Genomic DNA, 20586 nt, shown 5'->3' on the forward strand with positions numbered 1-20586 from the left:
GACAGTGAAATTGCCGTTATGTATATACCGCCTGCGATAAGTCTTTTTTGACCTTCTGAATCATAGATGAAATGCCACACGCTTACCTGTTGGAAGTGTCACATCAATACTTAATTCCCCCCCCAAGGCTGCCACATAGCGCTTGAGCGTTGAGAGGCGCGGATCGTGATCGGTATTTTCCATTCGAGCAATAGAAGGTTGTTGGACACCCATAACGGCTGCAAGCTCCGCCTGTGACATGTCTAACTCATCACGTAACTGACTAAGAGCCAATTTGATACTCGCTTGTTCAACTCGCTTTTCAACACGAGCCTGCATTTCCGGGCTTTCTTGTGCTAACAATTCTCTGTAATTAGCCATAATTATTTCTCCAAGTTGTCCAAGTGACGTCGGTACTCAAAATCAGCTTGTCGGATCATTTCTTTGTAGAACCGTTTTTCATTTATCCCTGTTTTATTGCCGGCACATAAAACGATTGCACGCCGCTTGGGGTCAAATGCAAAGAAAGTTCTAATCGGATCACCTGCGTGTTGAACACGCAGCTCCTTCATGTTTGGGAAATTTGAGCCATGTAGCGTATCAACATAAGGCCTACCGAGATTCGGTCCGAACTTCTCCAATACACCCATTGCTTCGTAAATCGATTCCCTGAGTTCATCATCCTGAGCCAGAAACCACTCGTCAAAACACTTTGTAGTTATAACTTCCCACATACTGGCCTCATAACTTATTCGTTATAATTAAGACTATAACGCATTTGTTATATTATCAAGATCAATGTTGAACATGGACAGCATTATTTTCTGTTTTCCAAATTACCCCTTCCCGTTCTTCGGAGTTGAGTGAGCGAATGTTAACGGCGGAGTGCTGTGTTGGTAGTTATTTGTTTTTAGCTAATGTATAATTCTTCTTCGTCATAGATTGAATATTTAATCCAATTTCATACCGGAGTGATTATGAGCCCAATACAAACAGAGAGAGCAGCCCTTCTAATTTAATCAATTTGTTAAATTTTACATTAGAAGGGAAAAGTATGAATTACTCAAAGATTGATATAGATCTCTGGGATAGGAAAGAGCATTTCTTGCATTATCGTAATGTTGTGCAATGCGGATTTAGTCTAACAACGAAAATTGATATTACCTATTTGTTATCTTCGTTAGTAGAAAAACAATATAAATTCTATCCAACCATGATTTACTTAATATCAAAAGTTGTGAACTCTTACTCTGAGTTCAGAATGGCTATAAAAGATGAAGAATTAATTGTATGGGATGATGTAAATCCTGCATATACAATCTTTCACAAGGAAACAGAAACATTCTCAGCGATTTGGACTGAGTTCAATTCTGATCTGCCAGAGTTTATGAAAAACTATTCTGCTGATTATGAAACCTATAAAGATGATCTTTGCTTGTTTTCTAAACCAGAACTACCTGAAAACCATTTTCATATATCGTCGGTGCCGTGGGTGAGTTTTGATGGCTTTAACTTAAACGTTGTGAATTTTACGGATTATTTTCCACCCATATTTACAATAGGAAAATTTTATAAAAATGGAAATCAAACTCAGTTGCCTTTGGCAATTCAGGTGCATCATGCTACTTGTGACGGTTTTCATGTGGGGCGCGTTATTGATAAATTACAAGAGCTATGTAACGGTTTTATTTAGTTAAAGCCAACCTGAATTATTTATGGCCTCAATATTAAGCTCCACATGAGGCCTTCCGTTCAATGTCGTAATCGGCAACTTAGGTAACTGAAGCAGGCCGGGATCATGATTACGACTGGGTATTATTGTACAATAATCTGGTTGTTAAATTTGTTGAACTAGAGGTTCAATGCGGCTATTATCACGTTAAGTGATATAAATTTGTACCATGCTAAGCACTACTCATTTCAATTTCATAATGTTAGGGGGCTATATGAGATACATGAGAACTGAACATACCAGATCTATACAGACTATTAGCCACTCAACAGAAGTTATTGATTCCTTCAAGGATAAGAGCACAGATAAACTTTTTTGCGTCCTTCGCCTTAGTGAAAGGCGTGATGCTAACAGGCAATTGTTTATTGTAACTCTTAAAGATGATAATAAGAGCGATGATTTCTATATTGTGCCATTCGCTGAATTGGTTGTCAGAAGGGAAAGAGTGAAATACCTTGTTTCTCCTGAAAATCAATATCCAGAATTTGGCGATAACATTAACTTCATTATGCAACGCATTGAGTCCGTTGTTAAAATTTTCATTGATAATTACAAACTAACGACTACCCATTAAATTATTATGTAATAGGGATAGCGATGGCCCCCAATCTTATTAGTTCATATTCAAAGGACTTGAGCAAAAAGCCAAGTTGTGTTTCGTCAAATATTATTGACGAATTTTATTATCTATCACCGGAAGATGATTTATTGAAAATAATAGAATACTCTCTTGCTGGAAGTGAATACGATTACTATTCAGAAATAATTTATATGGGATGCTCTACTCCTGATTTTTACTCTGAACATGCAGAATATCTGAGAAAATGCGGGTATCGTACTAAGAGAATTATTGATGAATTACTTTCTTTGGATATGCATGAATCGTCAGAAGATGTTTTAGTTGGGAGAATTTTATATAACGATTTTAATTTTATCGATAACGGGATAACTCAAACTGGTAAGCAAATAAAAGGTGTTTATATAGACATAGATTATCGGAGGGTGGGACTGGCTAGTTCCATTTATAACAGTCTATTATTGAAACATAGATATCTTATTTGCGACAATATTCAGAGTCTGTCAGGTGGTTCTCTATGGGCTGGTAGTATTGTTAAATTAGGCGAAGTTCGCATTTATGATGTAATCAGGAAGAAGTTCTTGGATGTGTTAACCCCACGTGGCGTTGGTGTAAATGGTGTTGTTCCGTGGAGTGTCTTAGATTTGCCTGTTAGTGAGTTATCCAAGTGGGAACCAAGACCTTTATCGCCAGAATCTTGCCATCATATCGTTAACATTATAAGCAAAGATAAATTATACAACTAAATCCGCTCCGGTGAATTTTTTCATATATGCCGCTTAATTGCGGTTTTTTTGTAGCTAAAATAACCGTGGGTGGTGATATGTCATTAATTAAATATGCCATTTCATCATTTTTGGGGAATGAATGGTAAATTTTTGATATTGAATCATCTATTATAACCAATTATATAAAAATAATTAACCTTATAAGGAATAAAAACAACGCATGATTATTTTTCTAATACTAGACTTTGATTGGCATGAGTTGTAGGAATGTTATTTTTACAATGATTTAAATATATTGATTACGAAATAATATTATTTAATTTGAGGAAGGTATATGAACCAAAGAAATGATTTTAAAGCCTTTTCTATTAGTGATGATGCTAATGCAGTGAGTCAAGAAAAATATGAAGAAAGCCAGAGTTTACAGGCAGGATTTCCACCAGATGATGTTTCTACTCATGTATTAAATAAGGTATTACGTCAATCTTCAACAATATCATCTGTTATGGCTAATTTTATTGCAGAACAGTCTGGCGCTGATGTTTTGGATAATGGAGACATCGCCAAACTTACCGCGCAATTAAATCGAGCATTAGAACAAAAAATTACAACAGACATTCCCTGCGCTTCATTAACACAAAAAGGTGCTGTTCAGCTTACAAATGTGATTGGCAATAGTGACACATTGGCAGTTACACAAAAGCTTGCTCAGGAAATAGCAAATTCATTACGTGAATATACAGATGATCGAATTAAAACAGTCAGTGAAGTTCCTGTTGGTTCTCCTATTCCTTGGCCATTGCCTCATCCACCGACTGGCTATTTCACTTGTAACGGTTCCGCTTTTGATAAATTACAGTACCCGAAATTAGCGGAAGCTTATCCTGACGGTAGATTACCCGATTTAAGAGGGGAATTTATTCGAGGCTGGGATGATAGCCGAGGTGTTGATGGCGGCCGTAGAATTTTAACTCCTCAGGGGGATGCTATCAGAAATATCGAAGGCTCATTTCCCGGCATGATAGCACCAAACTATCATTTGGCAACAAGAGGTGCTATTTATGCTAGTCAAGTTCTTGGAATAGCGACAGATGGCAGTTTCAAATCGTTAAATGTTTCTAACACGGATACTCCATACGGCTTTGGATTCCTGGCGTCAAGGGTTGTTCCTGTAGCCTCAGAGAATCGCCCTCGCAATATTGCATTTAGCTACATTGTAAAGGCAGCATAATGATAGGGCCGTTTGGCCCTTATTGCTCACAACCATACAGCTCATTTTCCTATTGTTGCATCATTTCTGAACTGATCTCCATTTCCCCCTCTAATGGTGTAGAATTGGCTACTGAGACCGATATACTGAACGTTTTCATTTGTACATAGTTGTGTGCATAATTTGTTTTTTTGAATGTCAATAAATTATAATTCATTGTTTTTAAATGAAAAAATTTAAATGTATTTATTTTAGTTATTCAGGTTAAGCAGAAAAAGGTGAATTTTGTGGAGTATTTATCTCTTTACGGGTTGTTTTTAGCCAAAGTAGTTACTCTGGTATTGGCGGTTATTGCTTTGGCTGTGTTTGGTATTGGCATGGGAATGCGGAAATCTTCGCTGAAAGGAGAATTGAAACTTACCGATCTCGGTGAGTCATACCGGGATAAGCAGCGTCAAATGCAGCGGGCGCGCATGACAGAAGCGGAAGGAAAAGTTTGGCGGAAAGAGTTTAATAAGCAACAAAAGCTCGAATCTAAGCAGAAGAAAAGTGACGCTAAGGCTGGTCATAAAGGGTTACAGAAACCTTGTCTTTATGTGCTGGATTTTAAAGGGAGTATGGATGCACATGAAGTCGATTCATTACGTGAAGAGATTAGCGCAATTTTGGCCGTGGCAGATGCAAAAGATGAAGTGTTGTTACGTCTTGAAAGCCCTGGAGGAATGGTGCATGGCTATGGATTAGCGGCCTCTCAGCTTGTCCGTTTGCGCCAGAAAGGCATTCGCTTGACTATCGTCGTAGATAAAGTTGCTGCCAGTGGCGGTTATATGATGGCTTGTGTTGCTGATCGCATTGTTGCTGCGCCTTTTGCCATTATTGGTTCTATTGGCGTGGTCGCTCAGATTCCTAACATTCATAAACTATTGAAGAAGAATGATATCGATGTAGAACTTCATACGGCTGGTGAATATAAACGTACTCTGACTGTGTTGGGGGAAAATACAGAGCAGGGTCGGAAGAAATTTCAGGAGGATTTGAATCAGACTCACGAACTATTCAAAGCGTTTATCCATACACATCGTCCATCACTTGATGTAGAAAGTGTGGCAACAGGCGAATACTGGTATGGCTTACAGGCGAAAGAGAAGGGATTGATTGACGAAATTGGCGTCAGCGATGATCTGCTGATTGCTCAAATAGATAATTGTGAAGTTATTGGTGTCAGTTATACACGCCGTAAACGTATGGTAGAGCGTTTCACCGGTAGCGCAATGGAAAGTATTGATAAACTTCTATTGCGCTGGTGGCAAAGAGGAGAGAAGCCTCTGCTTTAATTAAATTCCGCTATTTTAGATCAATTATCTTGGCGTATCCTAAGGCGTTCTATTTCGACGTTCAGGGACGCCTTGATATATTGCTTAATTGTAATGTGTTAATTGAATAGAGCGACGCTTATTCTGACGTTGATTATCGTGATGTTTTGCCCTTGAAAAACCAGGTATTTTGATCCTGTTAAAATATTACAGGTGTTACATAATTTGCTTTACATACCCCTTCCTGCTTGTGATGAGCCGCAGGCTTTTCTACATCAATAGTTGATAATCTGGCTTTGCGTTTATCTGTCTCTGCCTGGCTGATCTTCAAACATGTCCAAGTCACTTTTGCACAGCGCTATGGCGTCTTTAAACGCATTCATGCAAATCCTCGAAGAATGGCAACTTACAATAATATTCATAAGGAAATAAAGTATTATGGCTATTTCACAATACGATATTCATACCAGTCATGCTGTCATCTCTGTTGCTGATACGGGAGGTGATGGGTTACCGGTCCTCCTTATACACGGTAATTCAAGTTGTAAAGAAATTTTTCGCCATCAAATTCACTGTTTTGGCGACGAATACCGGATTTTGGCTATTGATTTACCAGGGCATGGTGCTTCATCAAATGCAGTGGACCCTCGCCGAACCTATTCGATATCTGGTTATGCCCTTTGCATCATCGAAGTACTGGAAAAATTAGGTATCGATAAAGTTGCTGTTTTCGGATGGTCACTGGGAGGGCATATCGGTTTGGAGCTTATCTCTCGATTCCCAGGGATTGTTGGAATAATGATTTGCGGCACTCCCCCGGTTAGCCCAGGTGCCGAGAATGTCCGTCTTGGATTTAAACCGAGCCGGTTTATGGCAATATCGGGTAAGGCTTCGCTGACAGAAGAGGAGATTACGGATTATACCCTGGCGTTGTATGGAGAAAACGCACTTTGTGAGCCATTTTTAAGAGCCGCTGTAGCGCGGACCGATGGTTTGGCGCGGCAATATATGTCTGAAGCGTCGGTTTCACCGGACGTTATGGATCAACGGTTATTGGTTGAAACAAACCCAACGCCACTAGCTATCGTTAATGGTGTAGAAGATTTATTCGTTAATATTGATTACATTAACGGGATAACCTATAAAAATCTCTGGACTGGTCAGGTGTACAACTTGCTCAACTTGGGGCATGGGCCATTCTGGGAAGCACCAGATCTGTTTAACCCGTTGATGGCAGGTTTTTTCTCTGATCTCACCTTGGAAGCATAATTGATACCTGTAGTTTATCATCAGAAGTGCTTTATATATCCGGCAGATATATTTTTATATCTTTTTCATATATCTGCCTATTCATTGCTCAATAAATTTTTGTTATTAATTTTCGAGATAATATTGCTTCGATAGGATATGCATCAGTTGTTCGAACATATTGAAAATAGCAGTACTTTTGACTGTAGGTAAACCATTTTCGCTTAGAAAAGATTCACCATTAATACTAATACATCTCCTTTTTGCTCTACGCTATTTATATACATGCCATGAATAAAATCTTCATGTTAGCGGATAATATGGTTGGTTTTTTTTAGTCATTGTTTACCTTTAATCGGTGTTGTTCCGTTTTGTCTTTTTCTATCCTTATCAAAAATAATTTGTTGCGCATCATTTTTTATCAGGTAGAGTGTGAATTTTTCATCGTGCAGATGGAAGATTTTGTTTACGGTGATCATTTCATCCATTTGCATAGCTCATGGGCGGTATCTAAAATACCTTAGATAATTCAATATGTTTCGAGTTTGGGGAAATCAACTGAATAAAAATAAGTTGATATATTGAGAATCTATCGCAATATAAAAAGAGGTTTTAAATACCGTGATATGGCGCAGTGAATTCCACCATCTGAAAAGATAATTAGGTAAAGATAACTATGGGTAAAGCTCTTGTAATAGTGGAGTCCCCGGCAAAGGCCAAAACAATCAACAAATATTTGGGGAGTGACTACGTGGTGAAATCCAGCGTTGGTCATATCCGTGATTTGCCGACCAGCGGCTCAGCCAGCCAAAAGAGTTCGAGCTCATCTACTGATAAGTCTAAGAAGAAGGTTAAAAAAGATGAGAAAGCTGCATTAGTCAACCGTATGGGGGTTGATCCATACCGTGGTTGGGAAGCGAATTATCAGATTTTGCCGGGCAAAGAGAAGGTCGTGGCAGAGCTAAAATCACTGGCTGAAAAAGTTGATCATGTTTATCTCGCAACGGATCTTGACCGCGAGGGAGAAGCCATTGCATGGCACTTGCGGGAAGTGATTGGTGGTGATGGCGATCGTTTTAGTCGGGTTGTTTTTAATGAAATCACTAAAAATGCCATCAAACAGGCATTTGATAATCCGGGTGAATTAAATATTCATCGGATAAATGCTCAACAAGCTCGCCGTTTTATGGATCGAGTTGTGGGTTATATGGTTTCTCCGCTACTATGGAAAAAGGTCGCCAGAGGGCTCTCAGCCGGTCGTGTGCAATCGGTAGCAGTACGCCTTGTAGTAGAAAGGGAACGTGAAATTAAAGCGTTTGTACCGGTAGAATATTGGCAATTACATGCTGATTTGCTGGCGAAAGGCGAAATTTCACTGCATATGGAAGTGACCCATCAGCAGGGTAAACCGTTTAAGCCGGTTAATAGTGAACAAACCCAAGCCGCTGTCTCTTTACTAGAAAAAGCTCGTTACAAAGTGATCGATCGTGAAGATCGTCCGACATCCAGTAAACCGAGTGCGCCGTTTATCACATCTACATTGCAACAGGCAGCCAGCACGCGTTTAGGGTTTGGTGTTAAAAAGACCATGATGATGGCTCAGCGTTTGTATGAAGCCGGATATATTACTTATATGCGTACTGATTCAACGAACCTGAGTCAGGATGCGCTGGATATGGTTCGTGGTTATATCAATGATAATTTTGGCGATAACTACCTGCCAAAAACAGCCAATACTTACAGCAGTAAAGAGAATTCACAGGAAGCGCATGAAGCGATTCGTCCTTCCAGTGTTGATATCATGGCAGAACAACTGAAAGATATGGATGCGGATGCACAGAAGCTGTATCAGCTAATTTGGCGTCAGTTTGTGGCTTGTCAGATGACGCCGGCGAAATACGATTCCACAACATTGACTGTACAGGCAGGTGATTTTGAATTGCGTGCTAAAGGTCGTACATTGCGTTTTGATGGCTGGACAAAAGTGATGCCTGTATTGCGCAAAGGCGACGAAGACCACACGTTGCCGGTTGTTGAAATTGGTACAGAACTTGACTTGCAACAACTGATACCAAGCCAGCATTTTACTAAACCGCCGGCACGTTACAGTGAAGCATCTTTGGTTAAGGAACTGGAGAAACGCAGTATTGGTCGTCCATCCACTTATGCTTCCATTATCTCCACGATTCAGGAGCGTGGTTATGTTCGCGTGGAGAGTCGCCGTTTCTACTCAGAGAAAATGGGAGAGATTGTGACTGATCGTCTGGAAGAGAATTTCAACGAGCTGATGAGTTATGACTTTACCGCGCGCATGGAAGATCAGCTTGATCAGGTCGCAACTAACAAAGCCGAGTGGAAAGGGGTTCTGGATGAGTTTTTCACTGATTTTAGTGAGCAGCTAGACGTCGCCAATAAAGAGCCGGAAGAGGGTGGTATGCGGCCCAATCCGATGGTTATTACTTCTATTGAATGCCCGACCTGCCAGCGTTCTATGGGCATTCGGACGGCAACCACTGGCGTTTTCCTGGGTTGTTCTGGTTATGCGTTATCACCTAAAGAGCGCTGTAAGCAGACGATAAACCTTATCCCTGAGAATGAAATTCTTAATATCTTGGAAGGAGATGAGGCGGAAACAAATGCGTTGCGGGCCCGTCGTCGCTGTAAAAAATGTGGTACAGCGATGGACAGTTACCTTATTGATAACCAACGTAAACTACATGTTTGTGGTAATAACCCCGCTTGTGATGGTTACGAAGTGGAAGAGGGCGAATTTCGCATTAAGGGATATGACGGTCCGGTTATCGAATGTGATAAATGTGGCGCTGAAATGCACCTGAAAATGGGGCGTTTCGGTAAATACATGGGCTGTACCGATGAAACTTGTAAAAATACCCGTAAAATCTTGCGTAGTGGGGAAGTAGCGCCGCCAAAAGAAGATCCGGTTCCGTTACCAGAGCTTCCTTGTGAAAAATCTGATGCCTATTTTGTATTGCGCGATGGCGCCGCTGGTGTGTTTTTAGCGGCGAATACTTTCCCTAAATCTAGAGAAACCAGAGCGCCGTTGGTGGAAGAACTAGCGCGTTTTAAAGCGCGTCTGCCGGAGAAATTACGCTATTTGGCTGATGCTCCTGTGGCAGATGCTGAAGGCAATAAAACAGTTATCCGTTTTAGCCGTAAAACTAAACAGCAATATGCTTCTTCGGAGAAAAATGGCAAGGCAACGGGTTGGAGTGTGTTTTATGTTGATGGAAAATGGGTTGAGAAAGATAAAAAGTAGTAATTTCTGACAGAATTAACACTCTCTTTTTCTCAGAAAAGGGATTATTTTCTTCTATTAAGCCAACCTTATAGGTTGGCTTTTTTCGTCTATAGGCAGTATCTTAAAATATATGAATTAGAATCGCGCTAAACATTCATTATGAATTTTCGATTATTCGTTATATAAATATATAATCGTGTTATAGTGGTTATATGCGACAACAATATTATTTCTATTCGTTATAATAAATAGCAAACAGCAATATCAGTCCAGGTTTCTAAGTCATACCAAGTTTCTAAGTCATAATTGTTCACAGCGTTTATTTTGGGATGGTGTTTATATGAAATTGCAACAGCTTCGTTACATCGTGGAGGTGGTAAACCACAACCTTAATGTTTCATCTACGGCAGAAGGATTGTATACATCTCAACCCGGGATCAGTAAGCAGGTCAGAATGCTTGAAGATGAATTAGGTATTCAGATTTTTTCCCGTAGTGGTAAACACCTGACGCATGTTACTCCCGCAGGTGAAGAGGTTGTCCGAATTTCTCGTGAAGTATTATCTAAGATTGATGCAATACGGTCAGTTGCTAGTGAACATACTTATCCGAATCGTGGTTCGCTATATATTGCTACTACCCACACACAGGCCCGTTATGCATTACCTCCTGTGATTAAAGGCTTTATTGAACGTTATCCGCAGGTTTCTTTACACATGCATCAGGGATCGCCAACACAAATTGCTGAAGCTGTGAGTAAAGGTAGTGCTGATTTTGCTATTGCAACTGAGGCACTGCATTTATATGAAGATTTGATAATGTTGCCTTGTTACCATTGGAACAGGACGTTGGTGGTGACATCGGATCACCCGCTGGCCGGTAAAGAGAGCGTTTCAATTGAAGAATTGGCTGAATATCAACTGGTCACTTATACATTTGGCTTTACTGGTCGTTCTGAGTTAGATATTGCATTCGATAAAGTGGGCTTAAAACCTAAAATTGTTTTCACTGCGACAGATGCTGATGTTATTAAAACCTATGTCCGGTTGGGGTTAGGTGTGGGGGTTATTGCCAACATGGCGGTTGATCCGGTACAAGATAAAGATCTGGTTTGCATTGATATGCGTGATAAATTCGGCTACAGCACAACTAAGATTGGTTTTCGTCGCAGTAGTTTTTTACGCAGCTACATGTATGACTTTATGTGGCGTTTTGCGCCTCACCTGACGCGTGATGTTATTGATCAGGCTGTTGCTTTACGCTCAAATGAAGATATCGAAGCTATGTTTAAAGATATTAAATTACCAATTGTATAATAAAATAATTAGGGAGCTAATATTGCTATTAGCTTCCTAATTTTGCTTATCAGATGGGTTCAAACTCACCACTGAAGAAATCATCAGAATCTTCTATTGATGTTTTTCTTTGTTTGTTAATGAAACTATCAAAACTGGCTTTAATCTCAGGATTGTCGAGTGCTTCATAGTCTAAGACCGATATTAAGGATGAATACTCAAAATCAATGTTGACATTTTCATTAGAAGCACAACTTGATAAAAAGTTTGAATTAGTGCTATCAAAATTAACTCGATAGAGTTTTAGTTTCGGAATATATAGTGTCTTATCTCCTACAATCAAGGTATCAATAGCAATCGTCAGTGTCACAGTAGAATAGAAGCCTTTATTTTTCCGTATACCTAAGCGGATCGTTTCCCCTTGTTTAGTAAGAAACTTAGCGAAATCTGGCAACATATCTGTATTTTCGAATACGACTACATTCATAATGAAATTAAGGAAGCTTTTTGAGATGCTTAAACCATTTAATGAATCAGTGTAATTTTTAGATTCAACTTTGCTGGTGCCCATTAGAGGTAACTTGTTAACGACTTTAGTCCAAAAGTCCATGTCTGTTTTATATTGCTCTCCATACTTTTCTGCGTATTTATTGACATAATTGGTTGCGATGGAGGAGAGTGCAATTAATGTTTGACTTAATCTATTAGTTTTCTCTATAACTTCTGGTTTATCAGATAATTGCTTGGCTATAATGAACTGAACTAAACCATCTTTCTCGTTATATTTATTGGTATTTTCTATACTAAAATGAGCGTCGTCGATATGAAAGAACGTATTAGCTTCATTGATTTTTGCGATATGTTCCTGGTTATTCGTAATTGCGTTTTTTATATCCATTATTTTTTCCTTGTTTTTTTATTGATAATTTAAATCCAATTGAATTGTTAGCGAGTTAATTCTAACTGATTATCATTCGATTGTTTACCCGACTAAATTATCAAAATTTATTACTGAAATTCTGATAGATACACTGAATTGACCCATTGTGCGGTAATAAAAAACAAATATTTACTTATATGTTATGTTTAATTTGTGCCATTATCATTAAGGTAGTTTTGAGTTATGCCAATATAAGAATAAGGAGGAGTTATGTCGTTTGATTTGAAAAAGGTTTGTGTTTCAACACTTTCCGCTGCAAGTAAACAATATGATTATTACAGCTTACCACTGGTTGCTAAACATTTGGGGGATATTTCCCGTTTACCCAAATCCATGAAAGTTCTTCTGGAAAATCTTCTTCGCAATATTGATGGCAATTCTGTTGTGGATGATGATTTGAAAGCGATTGTTGATTGGCAAAATACCGGCCATGCAGACAGAGAAATTGCTTACCGGCCAGCACGTGTATTGATGCAGGATTTCACCGGTGTTCCTGCCGTTGTTGATTTAGCGGCTATGAGAGAAGCGGTTCAGCGTCTTGGTGGTGATGTTGAACAGGTTAATCCACTATCACCTGTTGATTTGGTTATTGACCATTCAGTTATGGTGGATAAATTCGGCACGGAAAAAGCCTTTGAACAAAATGTTCAACTAGAAATGGAACGGAACTATGAACGTTATCTCTTTCTGCGTTGGGGGCAAAAAGCCTTTAACCGTTTTAGTGTTGTCCCGCCAGGCACCGGGATTTGCCATCAAGTAAATCTAGAATACCTGGGTAAAACGGTTTGGCATGAAATGCATAACGGACGGGAGTTGGCTTATCCTGATACCTTGGTTGGTACTGATTCACATACCACGATGATCAATGGTCTCGGTGTTCTGGGATGGGGGGTAGGTGGTATTGAAGCGGAAGCGGCTATGTTAGGACAACCTGTTTCGATGCTTATTCCTGATGTGGTGGGTTTTAAACTGATCGGCAAGTTATGCGAAGGGATTACTGCAACAGATCTTGTATTGACTGTCACTCAAATGCTGCGTAAACATGGCGTGGTCGGAAAATTTGTAGAATTTTATGGTGATGGGTTAGCTGACTTGCCGCTGGCGGATAGAGCAACCATTGCCAATATGTCGCCGGAATATGGTGCAACTTGCGGTTTCTTCCCGGTAGATGATATTACCCTGAGCTATATGCGGTTGACAGGGCGTACAGAACAGCAGATTGCGCTGGTGGAAACCTATTGTAAGATTCAAGGATTATGGCGAAATCCCGGTGATGAGCCGGTATTTACCAGCGGTCTTGAACTGGACATGGCGACGGTGGAAGCGAGTCTTGCCGGGCCGAAACGTCCACAAGACAGAGTGGCTTTAGCGCGAGTGCCTCAGGCGTTTCAGTCGGCCGTTGATCTGGAATTGAATAATTCTCAGAGAAAAATCGTCTCATCGCCGGTTAATCTGGATAACCAGGAATATGAGTTAGAAGAGGGAGCTGTCGTCATTGCTGCGATTACTTCCTGTACTAACACATCTAATCCCAGTGTGCTGATGGCCGCAGGTTTGTTGGCAAAGAAAGCGGTTGAAAAGGGGCTTAAGCGTCAACCGTGGGTAAAAACCTCACTGGCGCCCGGCTCGAAAGTGGTGACGGATTACCTTGAACTGGCAGGCTTGATGCCGTATTTGGAACAACTGGGCTTCAATCTGGTTGGTTACGGTTGTACAACTTGCATTGGCAACTCAGGGCCGCTGCCTGAATCTATTGAAACGGCGATTAAGCAGGCTGATCTTACCGTCGGCGCAGTCCTTTCTGGCAACCGCAACTTTGAAGGTCGTATCCATCCTCAGATAAAAACTAACTGGCTAGCGTCGCCGCCGTTAGTTGTAGCGTATGCTTTATCTGGCAGCATGAAAAAGGATTTAACTAAAGATCCTCTTGGTCAAGATCAACACGGCAATAATATCTATTTGAAAGATATATGGCCTGATAGCAAAGAAATTGCTAGCGCTGTTGAGCAAATTAAGGCTGATATGTTTCACAAGGAGTATGCGGAAGTCTTTGATGGTGATGAAATATGGCAATCGCTGGACGTTGCGAGCTCGGCAACTTATCACTTCCAGCCTGATTCCACTTATATTCGCCACCCGCCATTCTTTAATGAGATGACAGCAGAGCCGGAAGCGATAACGGATATTCACGGTGCGAATATATTGGCTATTCTTGGGGATTCTGTAACCACAGACCATATTTCTCCGGCGGGGAATATCAAGGCTGACAGTCCGGCAGGGCGTTATCTTCAGGAACATGGCGTTGAACCGAAAGATTTTAACTCCTATGGCTCAAGGCGCGGTAATCATGAAGTCATGATGCGTGGAACATTTGCTAATATCCGTATCCGTAATGAGATGATTTCTGGTGTAGAAGGAGGATATACCCGTCATATTCCGTCACAAACACAATTAGCGATTTATGATGCGGCTATGCGTTATCAGGAAGAAAAAACACCATTAGCTATCATTGCAGGTAAAGAATATGGTTCCGGTTCGAGCCGCGACTGGGCAGCAAAAGGGACTCGGTTATTGGGCGTTAGAGTGGTGATTGCGGAATCATTTGAGCGTATTCACCGTTCGAACCTGATTGGTATGGGTGTATTACCATTGGAATTTCCTCAGGGAATAAATCGTAAGACGCTAAATCTGCGAGGTGATGAAACAATTGATATTGAGGGGATGAATAACCTCAAGCCAGGACAGATTGTACCGGTGAAACTGACTTATGTGGATGGACGTAAGGAAATCATCAATGCTCGGTGTCGTATTGATACCGGAACTGAATTAGATTATTTCCATCACGGCGGTATTTTGCATTACGTTATTCGCCACATGTTGAAATAATTTTTACATCATACTTAAAGACGGCACTGATTATTTAAGCGCCGTCTTTCCCCGCTAGCTTACTGGAAAACTAATTCTGCTCAGGTAACAAATGCCCCATTTTTCTGGCTTTGGTATCTAAATAATAAGCATTTTTAGGATTACGGCCTGTAATTAGTGGAACACGTTCTACAATATTAATCCCGGCCTCGGTCATAATTTCCACTTTTTTGGGATTATTTGTCAGCAGACGAATAGCTTGAACGCCGAGTAATTTATACATATCTGCACATAAGGTAAAATCACGCTCATCAGCGGCAAAACCTAACTGATGGTTAGCTTCTACGGTATCGATACCGTTATCCTGTAATGCGTAAGCACGAATTTTGTTGAGTAGGCCAATATTACGACCTTCTTGCCGATGGTAAAGTAATACGCCTCGTCCTTCTTTAGCAATCTGAGCAAGGGCGGCTTCAAGTTGAAAGCCACAATCGCAACGTAGACTAAACAGGGCGTCACCGGTCAGACATTCTGAATGGATTCTGGAAAGAACAGGCTCATTGGCAGAAATAGTACCGTATACTAATGCGACATGATCTTGACCTGTGGCGACTTCTTCAAAGCCAACCATTAAAAAATCGCCCCAGGGGGTGGGTAACTTGGCCTCAGCGACTCGTTTTAATTGCATTTTATTGTTCATATGTTGATTCAGACTCGTTACAAGACATAGATGCGAAAAACAATACCGGTCTGGGAAATCAGTGGACACTGCGTAAAAGATTTTCTCTGATCATAATGTGACGATATTTTGCCATATTTACTGCAAATTATCTGTCAAAAACTTTCAAATAATCATATATAAATGGTAGCTATGGCACTAACATGTTAACGCTGAACAGGTTTTTAAAATGTGTATAAAAATAGTCCGGTGTCAGATATGAATCAATTTATCAAACCTATTATTATCGCAACTTTGATTTTATTGCTACCGCCTGTAGCCGTATTGATGACAGGTTGGCAATGGCAGCCTATGGGAGAATATTTATGGCTTGAAATACTGTATTGGATTACGAATACTTCTGGTGAGCCGTGGTGTTATCTGGTTTTTCTGTTTTTTATTTTAGGGCTACTGTTGCTGTTCGTTACTTCGGTCAGACAGGGAGGAATATTGGTTGCTATTGTTCTGGGGCTTCTTTTAACAGGGCAAGGCATAAAGGTTTTGGTAAAAAATACCACTAAAGAGCCTCGCCCTTATGTTGTTTGGTTAGAAAAAAACTATCGGGTACCGACAGATGAGTTTTATCAGCATCAGCGAAAACAGCGGGCCGAGTTGTTGCAGCGCTATTTAAAAGCTGATGACCGTATTCCACAGTGGCAACTTACTCATTGGAAAAGAGAGACTGGATATGCTTTTCCTTCTGGACATACCTTGTTTGCTGCAAGTTTGTCACTACTTTTAGTCGATTTTTTATGGCCGCGTCGTCGCTATATTTTATCTATAATTGTGACGATATGGGCAATGTGTGTTTTGATTAGCAGGATGGCATTAGGTATGCACTGGCCGCAGGATATTATCACATCAACGTTAATTAGTGCGGGATTAGTGATGGTTATTTGTTATCTCACAGAAAAGTGGCGGCTGATTAACGATAAAAAGGATTTGGCGGTGTAATTGCTTCTTATTTACACTTAATCGATGGGAAGATATCGTAAAAAAGCTGAAAGACGCATTTATCATGATAAATTGCTTCCTATATCCAGACTGGAAATGCTAATTTAATGAGCCGTTATCCAGCATAATGTCCAAGCAACAATAGATAACAGGAAAAAATGTGAAATATTTTCTGATTTTATTACTGGTGTTGGTGATCTTTGTCATCTCGGTGACTCTTGGATCGAATAACGATCAGGTTGTTACATTTAACTATCTGATTGCTAAAGGGAATTACTCTGTATCTACACTTTTAGCTGTATTGTTTGCTAGCGGTTTCGTGTTAGGTTGGGTTATTTGTGGATTATTTTATCTTCGTGCTCGTTTGTCATTAGGCAGAGCGGAACGAAAGATTAAGCGACTCGAAGCGCAACTGGAGCAACCTGCTGAGCCTTCGGTTACTCATTCATCGCTTGCACTTAGCAAGGAATAAACTCCTATGTTAGAGCTGCTGTTTCTGTTGCTTCCTGTGGCCGCTGCTTATGGCTGGTATATGGGGCGCAGGAGTGCTCAACAGGATAAGCAACAAAATGCTGATCGCTTATCACGAGAATATGTTGCCGGAGTTAACTTCCTCCTTTCAAACCAGCAAGATAAAGCGGTGGATCTGTTTCTTGAAATGCTTAAAGAGGACAGTTCCGCTTTTGAAGCGCATTTGACTTTGGGGAATTTATTCCGTTCCAGAGGGGAAGTCGAGCGGGCTATCCGTATTCATCAATCTCTCATGGAAAGCGCTTCTCTGACATTTGATCAGCGTCTGCTTGCGACGCAACAATTGGGCCGCGATTATATGTCTGCGGGTTTGTATGATCGTGCTGAAAATATGTTTGCTCAGTTGGTGAATGAAAAAGATTTTCGGCAAAATGCGCTTCAATCGCTGCTAACTATTTATCAAGCAACCAGTGATTGGAAAAAAGCCATTGATATCGCCGAGAAATTAGTCAAATCCGGCAAACATGATTTACGGGAGAAAATTGCCCATTTTTATTGTGAGCTCGCTTTACAAGAGATGAGTGGTGATGATCTTGATGAGGCTATCAGTTATCTCAATAAAGCGGTTCAGGCAGATAAAAACTGCGCCAGAGTTTCTATCATGTTGGGGCGCCTGTTTATGGCCCGACAAGAGTACATCAAAGCGGCGGATGCTTTAAAATCTGTTCTTGAGCAAGATAAAAAGTTGGTTAGTGAAGTGTTGCCTATTCTCCAGGAGTGTTACCAGCATCTGAATCAGATTGATGAATGGGAAGATTTCCTGAGACGTTGTGTAGAGGAAGATTGTGGGGCTACGGCCGAGCTTTTGTTGGCGGATATTATCGAGCAGCAAAAAGGACATGAAGTCGCGCAAATTTATATCAACCATCGATTAGAGCGTCATCCGACCATGCGCCTGTTTTATCGCCTGATGGATTACCATTTAGCTGAGGCGGAAGAGGGGCGGGCGAAAGAAAGTATTATCTTGTTGCGGGACATGGTTGGTGAGCAAATTCGGACTAAACCTAATTATCGCTGCCATAAATGCGGCTTTACTTCTCATTCACTTTATTGGCACTGTCCATCATGTCGTTCGTGGGATTCAATTAAACCGATCCGTGGATTAGATGGTCAGTGACAGTGTCATCGTAATGTTGCTTTGTTAGTCAAAAAGGTTAAAAAATGACATCTCATACCTTAACATCGTTCGGTAGACAGATTAGCTCGCCTGTCATTGTTGCTTTAGATTACGACAATCAGGATGCGGCGCTGGCTTTTGCCGATAAAATTGATCCACAGGATTGCCGTCTGAAAGTGGGTAAAGAGATGTTTACCCTTCATGGTCCGCAGTTTGTTAAATTGCTGCATCAACGTGGCTTTGAAGTATTTTTGGATTTGAAATTCCACGATATTCCTAATACCACCGCCAGAGCGGTCGCCGCCGCCGCTGAGATGGGGGTTTGGATGGTAAACGTACATGCTAGTGGCGGCGCCAGAATGATGATGGCGGCGAAAGAGGCGCTGCTACCTTATGGTCATAATGCACCGTTGCTAATTGCTGTCACGGTATTAACCAGCATGGAACAATCGGATCTACAAGGTATTGGTATTGATATGGCGCCAGCGCAACAGGCCGAAAGGTTGGCAAAACTGACTCAGGCATGTGGGCTGGATGGTGTGGTTTGTTCTGCGCATGAAGCTCAGCAACTGAAAAAGGTTTGTGGTCAGAATTTCCAATTAATTACTCCTGGCATTCGCCCGACGGGCAGTGATGCGGGAGATCAGCGGCGTATCATGACCCCAGAACAGGCGGTATTGGCTGGCGTTGATTATATGGTTATTGGGCGTCCGATTACCCGTTCCGCTGATCCTGCGGCAACATTGCGCCAGATTAATCAATCTATTGCGGGAGTTATTAATGCAAGATAATAATTCGCGGTTAGTCTATTCCACAGACAGAGGGCGCATTCAGGAAGAAACAGTTAAACCTCAGCGTCCAAAAGGGGATGGCATCGTTCGTATTCAGCGTCAAACCAGTGGCCGTAAAGGAAAAGGGGTTTGTGTAATTACCGGGATTGATGCTGATGATCAAACGCTAGCTAAGCTGGCGGCTGAATTGAAGAAAAAATGCGGCTGTGGTGGTTCAGTGAAAGAAGGTGAGATTGAAATTCAAGGCGATAAAAGAGATTTATTGAAACAGTTACTTGAAGCCAAAGGCATGACAGTTAAATTAGCGGGTGGCTGACAGAAGGGCGGATATTCGCCCTTCATTCATTTTATTCCTGATTTTAATTGTTGTTAGTATTTTAATATATTAATTAATAATATTCCTAAATGTTTTAATTAAAAGTCATTCACAATGAAGAAGCAAGATATATTCTTGAAAATATTATATGGAAATAATTTGTTAATATTATTTTTCCTCTTAAAAATAAATTTCTATTTTTTAATTGATATAATAAGCAAGAAACGGTAATAGGAAATTTAATATTATTTCTTTATTTCTCTGATAAGATCATTATTAAAAGGTGTTCTCATGTGGAAATGAGTAATTTTGATGATAAAGGCAGCGAGTATTAATAATTGTTTTTTAAATCATATAGATAACAATTTAAATCCATTTTTTTAGTAAAGAGGTTGACTATGGAGAATGATCGTTCTACCATGAAAAACATGGAAGGTGAGCAAGCGCCCAATATCAGGGAAAACATGTTGGATGTTGTAGAGGAATTGATTTACACAAGAGGGATTGCGGCTACAGGTATCGATCTGATAACGCGCACGACAGGTTCCTCACGTAAGACAATTTATCGTTATTTTGGTACGAAAGAGGGGTTGATTGAAGAAGTTCTGCGTCGGCGAGATGAACGCTGGATGCGGTGGTTTACCTCATCACTAGCTGAATATAAAACGCCAGGAGAAAAATTACTGAATATTTTTCTGGTATTACAAAGATGGTTCGCGAGTGATGATTTTAGAGGATGTGCATTTATTAATACATCTGGTGAACGCCCTAACCCTGATGATCCGGTAAGAATAATTGCTAAGGAACATAAAGAGAAAGTTTTTACTTACGTACTTTCGATTTGTGAAGAAATATCGCCAGATTCATCGGTGGATTTAGCGAAGAAATTCCTACTCTTAATAGAAGGCGCAATTACGACTGCGCATGTGATGAATGATGCACATTATGCTTTAGAGGCGATGAATATTGCCAGGGCATTGCTGAATAAATGCGATGTGAGTTAATGAAAAATTT

At 40.5% G+C, this 20586-nt stretch carries 20 protein-coding genes and 1 pseudogene; 15 read left to right on the forward strand and 6 right to left on the reverse strand.

What is annotated here, in order from left to right:
* Positions 1–60: 60 nt before the first annotated feature.
* Together OO184_RS01115 and OO184_RS01120 are read right to left on the reverse strand one after the other, a co-directional pair.
* Entirely contained in the window at positions 61–360 is a 300-nt protein-coding gene (locus tag OO184_RS01115) for a helix-turn-helix domain-containing protein (protein WP_049581449.1), read from the reverse strand.
* A gap of 2 nt (positions 361–362) precedes the next feature.
* Positions 363–713 (reverse strand): type II toxin-antitoxin system RelE/ParE family toxin, encoded by a 351-nt coding sequence (locus OO184_RS01120; protein ID WP_265377617.1) that lies wholly within the window; start codon positions 711–713, stop codon positions 363–365.
* A 320-nt stretch (positions 714–1033) separates the two neighbouring features.
* Here OO184_RS01120 and catA point away from each other — a divergent pair, with 320 nt between their 5' ends.
* The 6 genes from catA to OO184_RS01150 all read left to right on the forward strand — a co-directional run bounded on the left by catA (position 1034) and on the right by OO184_RS01150 (position 6808).
* Positions 1034–1672, forward strand: a complete 639-nt coding sequence (gene catA / locus OO184_RS01125) for a type A chloramphenicol O-acetyltransferase (protein ID WP_265377618.1) — start codon at positions 1034–1036, stop codon at positions 1670–1672.
* A gap of 253 nt (positions 1673–1925) precedes the next feature.
* On the forward strand, positions 1926–2285 hold the full coding sequence (locus tag OO184_RS01130) for a hypothetical protein (RefSeq protein WP_049581451.1): 360 nt from the start codon (positions 1926–1928) through the stop codon (positions 2283–2285).
* Positions 2286–2308: 23 nt separating this feature from the next.
* Positions 2309–3034, forward strand: a complete 726-nt coding sequence (locus tag OO184_RS01135) for a hypothetical protein (protein ID WP_265377619.1) — start codon at positions 2309–2311, stop codon at positions 3032–3034.
* Positions 3035–3350: 316 nt separating this feature from the next.
* Positions 3351–4247 carry a phage tail protein gene (locus tag OO184_RS01140; RefSeq protein WP_265377620.1) on the forward strand — a complete coding sequence of 299 codons (897 nt, stop codon included), beginning with the start codon at positions 3351–3353 and terminating at the stop codon, positions 4245–4247.
* A gap of 266 nt (positions 4248–4513) precedes the next feature.
* The gene (sohB, locus tag OO184_RS01145) at positions 4514–5560 is read left to right on the forward strand and encodes a protease SohB (protein WP_265377621.1); all 1047 of its coding nucleotides are present in this window, start codon (positions 4514–4516) and stop codon (positions 5558–5560) included.
* 417 nt (positions 5561–5977) lie between these two features.
* Positions 5978–6808 carry an alpha/beta fold hydrolase gene (locus OO184_RS01150; protein WP_265377622.1) on the forward strand — a complete coding sequence of 277 codons (831 nt, stop codon included), beginning with the start codon at positions 5978–5980 and terminating at the stop codon, positions 6806–6808.
* A gap of 105 nt (positions 6809–6913) precedes the next feature.
* Here the strand turns inward: OO184_RS01150 and OO184_RS01155 are convergent.
* Together OO184_RS01155 and OO184_RS01160 are read right to left on the reverse strand one after the other, a co-directional pair.
* Positions 6914–7107, reverse strand: a pseudogene (locus OO184_RS01155) (DUF2498 family protein).
* An 18-nt stretch (positions 7108–7125) separates the two neighbouring features.
* The gene (locus OO184_RS01160) at positions 7126–7275 is read right to left on the reverse strand and encodes a hypothetical protein (RefSeq protein ID WP_265377623.1); all 150 of its coding nucleotides are present in this window, start codon (positions 7273–7275) and stop codon (positions 7126–7128) included.
* 188 nt (positions 7276–7463) lie between these two features.
* Between OO184_RS01160 and topA the strand changes: the two genes are divergently transcribed.
* Both topA and cysB read left to right on the forward strand, forming a co-directional pair.
* On the forward strand, positions 7464–10064 hold the full coding sequence (gene topA / locus OO184_RS01165; protein ID WP_265377624.1) for a type I DNA topoisomerase: 2601 nt from the start codon (positions 7464–7466) through the stop codon (positions 10062–10064).
* A 322-nt stretch (positions 10065–10386) separates the two neighbouring features.
* The gene (gene cysB / locus OO184_RS01170; protein ID WP_139656613.1) at positions 10387–11361 is read left to right on the forward strand and encodes an HTH-type transcriptional regulator CysB; all 975 of its coding nucleotides are present in this window, start codon (positions 10387–10389) and stop codon (positions 11359–11361) included.
* Positions 11362–11410: 49 nt separating this feature from the next.
* On the opposite strand, the gene OO184_RS01175 is transcribed toward cysB, so the two are convergent.
* The gene (locus tag OO184_RS01175) at positions 11411–12238 is read right to left on the reverse strand and encodes an Evf family palmitoylated virulence factor (RefSeq protein ID WP_265377625.1); all 828 of its coding nucleotides are present in this window, start codon (positions 12236–12238) and stop codon (positions 11411–11413) included.
* A 252-nt stretch (positions 12239–12490) separates the two neighbouring features.
* Between OO184_RS01175 and acnA the strand changes: the two genes are divergently transcribed.
* Entirely contained in the window at positions 12491–15166 is a 2676-nt protein-coding gene (gene acnA / locus OO184_RS01180; RefSeq protein ID WP_265377626.1) for an aconitate hydratase AcnA, read from the forward strand.
* A 70-nt stretch (positions 15167–15236) separates the two neighbouring features.
* On the opposite strand, the gene ribA is transcribed toward acnA, so the two are convergent.
* Positions 15237–15833: a GTP cyclohydrolase II gene (gene ribA, locus OO184_RS01185; protein ID WP_265377657.1), complete on the reverse strand. Its 597-nt coding sequence runs from the start codon at positions 15831–15833 to the stop codon at positions 15237–15239.
* A gap of 249 nt (positions 15834–16082) precedes the next feature.
* Here ribA and pgpB point away from each other — a divergent pair, with 249 nt between their 5' ends.
* The 6 genes from pgpB (at position 16083) to OO184_RS01215 (ending at position 20576) form a co-directional block, all read left to right on the forward strand.
* Complete coding sequence (pgpB, locus tag OO184_RS01190; protein ID WP_265377627.1) at positions 16083–16817, forward strand: phosphatidylglycerophosphatase B; 735 nt, start codon at positions 16083–16085, stop codon at positions 16815–16817.
* A 160-nt stretch (positions 16818–16977) separates the two neighbouring features.
* Positions 16978–17289, forward strand: a complete 312-nt coding sequence (locus OO184_RS01195) for a LapA family protein (protein WP_036805770.1) — start codon at positions 16978–16980, stop codon at positions 17287–17289.
* 6 nt (positions 17290–17295) lie between these two features.
* Complete coding sequence (gene lapB, locus OO184_RS01200) at positions 17296–18465, forward strand: lipopolysaccharide assembly protein LapB (protein WP_265377628.1); 1170 nt, start codon at positions 17296–17298, stop codon at positions 18463–18465.
* 44 nt (positions 18466–18509) lie between these two features.
* A complete protein-coding gene (gene pyrF / locus OO184_RS01205; protein ID WP_265377629.1) occupies positions 18510–19256 on the forward strand; it encodes an orotidine-5'-phosphate decarboxylase in 747 nt (248 codons plus the stop codon).
* Positions 19246–19572 carry a stress response translation initiation inhibitor YciH gene (gene yciH / locus OO184_RS01210; RefSeq protein WP_265377630.1) on the forward strand — a complete coding sequence of 109 codons (327 nt, stop codon included), beginning with the start codon at positions 19246–19248 and terminating at the stop codon, positions 19570–19572. The genes pyrF and yciH overlap by 11 nt, the downstream gene beginning before the upstream one ends.
* 398 nt (positions 19573–19970) lie before the next feature.
* Positions 19971–20576, forward strand: coding sequence for a TetR/AcrR family transcriptional regulator (locus tag OO184_RS01215; protein ID WP_265377631.1), 606 nt, complete (start codon positions 19971–19973; stop codon positions 20574–20576).
* Positions 20577–20586: the final 10 nt, after the last annotated feature.

This window comes from Photorhabdus aballayi (assembly GCF_026153155.1).
Taxonomy (GTDB): Bacteria; Pseudomonadota; Gammaproteobacteria; order Enterobacterales; family Enterobacteriaceae; genus Photorhabdus; species Photorhabdus luminescens.